The following is a 4,698-nucleotide window of genomic DNA, read 5'->3' as shown; positions in this document are numbered from 1 at the left end:
TTGAAAATCCTACGAATGAAATGTACTCACTATATTTAAGGTAACTCTCTATCATTCCGGAATCATATCCTAGCAAAGTTAGGCGGTCTATACTAATATCTGTTTCCATACCTAACACTCTTTTCCGTTTTATTTGCTATCTTAGTATGCTTTAGTAATTTCTTTAGTTATAGAATGTACTCAAAACCTCTGCGAGAGAGTTTTGAGAATAAATATATTTAGTAGTCTTATATAATATCTTATTAGTTGTAATCAAAAATTGGTTAGGTTTAATTAAAAGGTAATCAATTTTTGACTAAGTACCTAATCAATTTTTGGTTAGGTATTTATTTTACAAAAGATAATATATAATGACCTTAGTTGTTTAGTTCAATATGTTTTATAAAGATTGCGACTTACTTCCCGTATAAGTCGTTTTCTTGCGCCTAGTTGTTTTCTTACACTGGGCTTTTTTCTTTTTATATTCAGCTACCTTCTTTTTAAACCTCACTACATTCGAAATTTTTTCTTCTTTCTGCGCTCGTTCTTCTTCAAATTCATTCTTGATATGTTCAGCTACCTTTTCTAGTGCCACTTGATATCCCTCAATACTATGAGGTATTTCAGCTACCATACTAGAATAAACATTTTCATTACGCACGATTTTATTTAACTTCTTTACAATGTTATCAGTAGAAACATTGTAATACTCCTTAGCTAACCCCTCTACCTCTTCCATCGCTTCGCTAAGAAGAATATAAGGATTACTATGTAAATCCTTCAGAGTGTAAGTTAATGGCACACCACCATTCTTATTCTCACTAGAATTTATCTCTATGAAGTATTTCTCTTCTAAACTAATTAACTTATCCCTTAAAGTCGTAGGACTGCTAATATTAGCCCGCTTTTTCAATCTCGATTGATTAGTTCTATCCTTACCTTTTCCATCAGCAAAAGCCGACAAGGCTAAAATAATACGTAATTCATTAGCGTCTAAGAAAGGACAGAAATGCAACGCTTGTGGAACAATCGTATAATACTTTCCATTAGGCATTTCCGCTTCTGTGAATTCCCTTATAGCCACATCAATAACATTCGTTTTAAAATCTTTTTTCACTATAGATCACCTTTTCCTTTTAATTTTCCCTCCTTGTTATCTTGTTTGCTATGTTAGTATGCTACGTTATTTGCGATGGGATATACATTTTATTGTGCTAACTCTTTTTCTCTTCTTAATAATTGAATAGCAAGGTCTAAAATCTTCCCTTGGCTCAAACCTTCTTTTTTCTGCAATTCTTCAATAGAATCCAATGTTTCTTGTTGAATCCTAAAAGTTTTAGGAACTCGTACGTTACTAGCCTTCATAATTTTAGGCATAATATCACTCCTTTCTTAAAATGTAATACATAAAAACAGCTTAACATCAATGATTTATCTTGTCTACTAATACTAATAAAAAAGATAGAATGCTCTCTTTCCGCTACCGCTCCAGTCGAGTTTTAACTAAAAATCAAAACCCTTCTTAGTTTAGTGGTCGTAAAAAGTACAGAGTAAACTGGGTGTTACAGCACCCAGTCCCCAAATAGAGTAATCTCCTAAAAAATAAATCCTTAACTCCTTTTCTGATTGACAATCCAAATTGATATTTTTACTCAGGTTTTATATATATCACGCCATTAAATCAGAATGGCTGCGCCTATAAAAACGTAAGAAAAAAATTTCTTTTAAAAAAAATAAGGGTTTCTCAAAAAACGTCACAAGTAATAGATAGAAAGACGAATAACTACTATATAGGAGGAATTAATTTATGAAGAAAAATAAAAAGCAATCTAAGAAACAAGTGAAAAAAGCAATGAAGGTAGTCGGAATAACAAAAGACGTGGTCAATTTTGTTGGAAATCTAATCCGAATTTATACATTCTTCTTCTAAACAAAAAGAGCTAATCTATAACACTATAGGTTAGCTCTTTTTCTATTTACAGATGCTATTGTCAATTCGAAATTTAGTCTATCTAATTCTTGATCATATAGCTTAATAAACTTTTCATACACCGCCTTTTCTTCTAAAGAAGTAGTCCTTTCCGCAAATGTTTGAAATAGAACTTTCTCTACAAGAAAAGTCACAAATGCTTCTTTCTTAGCCTCTATATCCATAACTTGCTTCCTCCAATAAACGGAATTCAATCATTGACAACGAGCCTCCAGTCCGTGGGTCATAAGCCAATGCCCCACTCCTTCAACTCGCTAACGCTCAAACAAGGATTGGCAAGCCATAATAGGCTACCACGGACATTCTCATTGTAAATGAACCGCTACGCTTTGATTCCTTAGTGGTCTTCCCTAATCTTCGCTAATACTCGATGAAAACCAATTAATTTAACCCTTAATTCTTCGCCAATCCTCGTTAAACCTCGCCATTTCTTCCCTAAAAACCGACATACCGTAAACCGCGAGGACTATGCCCTCGCATGAATGCCTCCTGGTTCACCGCTATTCCTTGCGGGGTTCTCTAATACATTTAGCGTAAATTAGCGTCCTACAGAAAGAAGTGTCGTGTTTTTTGCACTTCTACCATATAAAAACTAAAACGTACAAAAAGTTCCCTTATCCCCTATCATTTCGAGGAATTCAGCTTCTTTACTATTAGTTTTTAATCATTTGATCTTGTTTTTCTTCTTCCTGCAATACTTTCATTGTGTATCGTTGCATATATGCTTCTAATACATCCTTCATTGTCTTCCCGTTTTTTTCTACCGCTTCTTTGAAGTTCTCTTTAGTTGATACGGGAATCTCTATACTTAACCGTGCTTTTTCAAACTCTAAGTTAAAGTGTTCCTCATTCCGAACTATCTTTTTCCGCTTCAGCTTTATCTTTTTTACTTCCTTCATTCTTTTCACCGTCCTTTTTCTTCTTAGCCGGCTTTCTTAATTTAGGTTTCGGTTTAATTTCCTCTTCCACTGGTTCAACGTGAAAAAAAGTAGATTCTTTCACTTCTGGTAAACCTAATTGCTCCATTCTGTACACATATTCAGCTATCAAATGACAAAGGGCATTATTCATAGTCGTCCCCGTCTTTTTTGTAGTAGCCTTAAATTTTTCGTGTAACTCTTTAGGTATTCTATATTGCTTGTTAACTATCATTATTTATCCTCCTATCGTTGCCCGGTTTGTCCAAATACAGTGTAAAAACTTTGTGGAATTGCATAAGGTGTTTCCTTTAACCCATTTTGAATTACTTCTGCTCTTTTTCCATTAGCCTGTTGTCGTGTTTCTTGTTGTGGTACTTCAGCTAACTTAACTCGCAAATAGTCTAATGCATTTGTAAATTCATTTACTCCCGGAGTATTTCTATATGCCTCAAGGCTCATTCTAACTTTCACTATTCGATTAGAATAACTAGCCTTCTGGATCAAACTCATTGAAGAAATATCCTTTCCGTTTAAATCTTGAATCAAACTGTTAGCTTCCTGTTGTAAACTTAATAAATTCATCATCGTAATAACTTCCCCCTTTGATTAGAAAATATGAAATCTGCTATATGATGTGCTATGCAATCTACATATTTTCTTCTTGCCATCATAGTAACCCTTTTCTAAAAATCTGTATACTGGGTTACTAAAAGAATTTGAATTTATTTTTAAATTGTCACCGTACCTATATAAACTCAATAAAATCGAGAGGGTGTAGGCAACGGTTTTCGGGTGTAGAAGTCAATAAAGGGTACGTACGGTGTTTTTCAAACAGTAACCTAAATAGCAACTATTAATCCTAAAACACAAGCTAACTCAATAATCTTAAAGGAAATACATATAATCTTAACGAATCCCCTTAAAACAAAGAAAAAGAGAGGTGAATTCCCTCTCTTCTTTTGCTATACTAACATTAGATATTTACTTGTTATAAGTTTTAAAGTTTACACTTGTGCTACGCTCTTAGCACAGTGTGCGAACAGGCTTGTTAGTTGCTCAGCTAACAAGTCTTTTTCTTTTGTATAAACTTCTATTGGTTCGGGATTTATAGCCACGCCACTTCTTTCCCTTGCTTCTAATATCATCTTCTTATATTTAGCTCTTGTTCTATCATTTAAGTTTAATAGCTCCTTAGGCTCTGCTAATAAACCTCTTAACATTATTCTTTCCTTAGCACTTTCTATATGATCTAAATTGACCACCTTTCTATAAGGCTTAATGTCGAATAAATCCGCCGCAAAATAATCTACCGGGTCTAATATGTTGTTGGACTCTTGAAAACGTTGTTGTACCTCTACCCGCCAATGTCCATTAACTGCTCTATGGTCCGGTTCTTCTTTCTTCTCTAACCGCTCTAGTCTTTTGTTATAAATACGATACCGTTTATCGCTCGTTGGTGCACCTATGTATAATGTCTCTACCTCATTCGATTGGCTTAACCATAAATTCCGCTTCCGTCTTTTAATACTTGTCCATTCAATCTCAGACAAGTCGATACCAAAATAATCTACCGCTACATCAAGTCTCGTTAAATAGGGGTATTTCAGTCTAGAAACGATTTCTCTAACTTGTGGCATATTTGCTCTATTAGGGTTGAAATCTAAGCGTATCTTCCCCTTCTCGCCTATTTCTAATAACTCCCCGTTTAGTCCTTGATACATATGACGAAAACTATAGTTCTTTGAAAATCCTACGAATGAAATGTACTCACTATATTTAAGGTAACTCTCTATCATTCCGGAATCATAT

7 protein-coding genes are annotated in these 4,698 nt (G+C 34.2%); 1 reads left to right on the top strand and 6 read right to left on the bottom strand.

Going from position 1 to position 4,698, the window contains the following annotated elements; all coding sequences use genetic code 11:
• Nucleotides 1-379: 379 nt before the first annotated feature.
• Nucleotides 380-1,096 carry a hypothetical protein gene (locus BAQ44_RS09545; RefSeq protein ID WP_071721523.1) on the bottom strand — a complete coding sequence of 239 codons (717 nt, stop codon included), beginning with the start codon at nucleotides 1,094-1,096 and terminating at the stop codon, nucleotides 380-382.
• Between the two features lie 89 nt (nucleotides 1,097-1,185).
• A complete protein-coding gene (locus BAQ44_RS30810; RefSeq protein WP_161491753.1) occupies nucleotides 1,186-1,356 on the bottom strand; it encodes a hypothetical protein in 171 nt (56 codons plus the stop codon).
• Nucleotides 1,357-1,786: 430 nt separating this feature from the next.
• Between BAQ44_RS30810 and BAQ44_RS31570 the strand changes: the two genes are divergently transcribed.
• Nucleotides 1,787-1,909 (top strand): hypothetical protein, encoded by a 123-nt coding sequence (locus tag BAQ44_RS31570; RefSeq protein WP_262726422.1) that lies wholly within the window; start codon nucleotides 1,787-1,789, stop codon nucleotides 1,907-1,909.
• Nucleotides 1,910-1,932: 23 nt separating this feature from the next.
• Here the strand turns inward: BAQ44_RS31570 and BAQ44_RS09540 are convergent, their stop codons facing one another.
• The 4 genes from BAQ44_RS09540 to BAQ44_RS09520 form a co-directional block, all read right to left on the bottom strand.
• Entirely contained in the window at nucleotides 1,933-2,133 is a 201-nt protein-coding gene (locus BAQ44_RS09540; RefSeq protein WP_071721522.1) for a hypothetical protein, read from the bottom strand.
• 682 nt (nucleotides 2,134-2,815) lie between these two features.
• Nucleotides 2,816-3,121: a hypothetical protein gene (locus tag BAQ44_RS09530; protein ID WP_071721520.1), complete on the bottom strand. Its 306-nt coding sequence runs from the start codon at nucleotides 3,119-3,121 to the stop codon at nucleotides 2,816-2,818.
• A gap of 11 nt (nucleotides 3,122-3,132) precedes the next feature.
• Nucleotides 3,133-3,474 carry a hypothetical protein gene (locus BAQ44_RS09525; RefSeq protein WP_071721519.1) on the bottom strand — a complete coding sequence of 114 codons (342 nt, stop codon included), beginning with the start codon at nucleotides 3,472-3,474 and terminating at the stop codon, nucleotides 3,133-3,135.
• 419 nt (nucleotides 3,475-3,893) lie between these two features.
• The coding region (locus BAQ44_RS09520) for a replication initiation factor domain-containing protein (RefSeq protein WP_084669489.1) at nucleotides 3,894-4,698 on the bottom strand (805 nt) is incomplete at its 5' end.

Source organism: Bacillus mobilis (genome assembly GCF_001884045.1).
GTDB lineage: Bacteria > Bacillota > Bacilli > Bacillales > Bacillaceae_G > Bacillus_A > Bacillus_A mobilis.
This window is presented reverse-complemented; position numbering and strand designations above follow the sequence as displayed.

Excerpts from the sequence above, each read along its gene's own strand:
- BAQ44_RS09525 (WP_071721519.1), bottom strand. The coding sequence starts at position 3,474 with ATGATGAATTTATTAAGTTTACAACAGGAAGCTAACAGTTTGATTCAA.
- BAQ44_RS09530 (WP_071721520.1), bottom strand. The coding sequence starts at position 3,121 with ATGATAGTTAACAAGCAATATAGAATACCTAAAGAGTTACACGAAAAA.
- BAQ44_RS09540 (WP_071721522.1), bottom strand. The coding sequence starts at position 2,133 with ATGGATATAGAGGCTAAGAAAGAAGCATTTGTGACTTTTCTTGTAGAG.
- BAQ44_RS30810 (WP_161491753.1), bottom strand. The coding sequence starts at position 1,356 with ATGCCTAAAATTATGAAGGCTAGTAACGTACGAGTTCCTAAAACTTTT.
- BAQ44_RS31570 (WP_262726422.1), top strand. The coding sequence starts at position 1,787 with ATGAAGAAAAATAAAAAGCAATCTAAGAAACAAGTGAAAAAAGCAATG.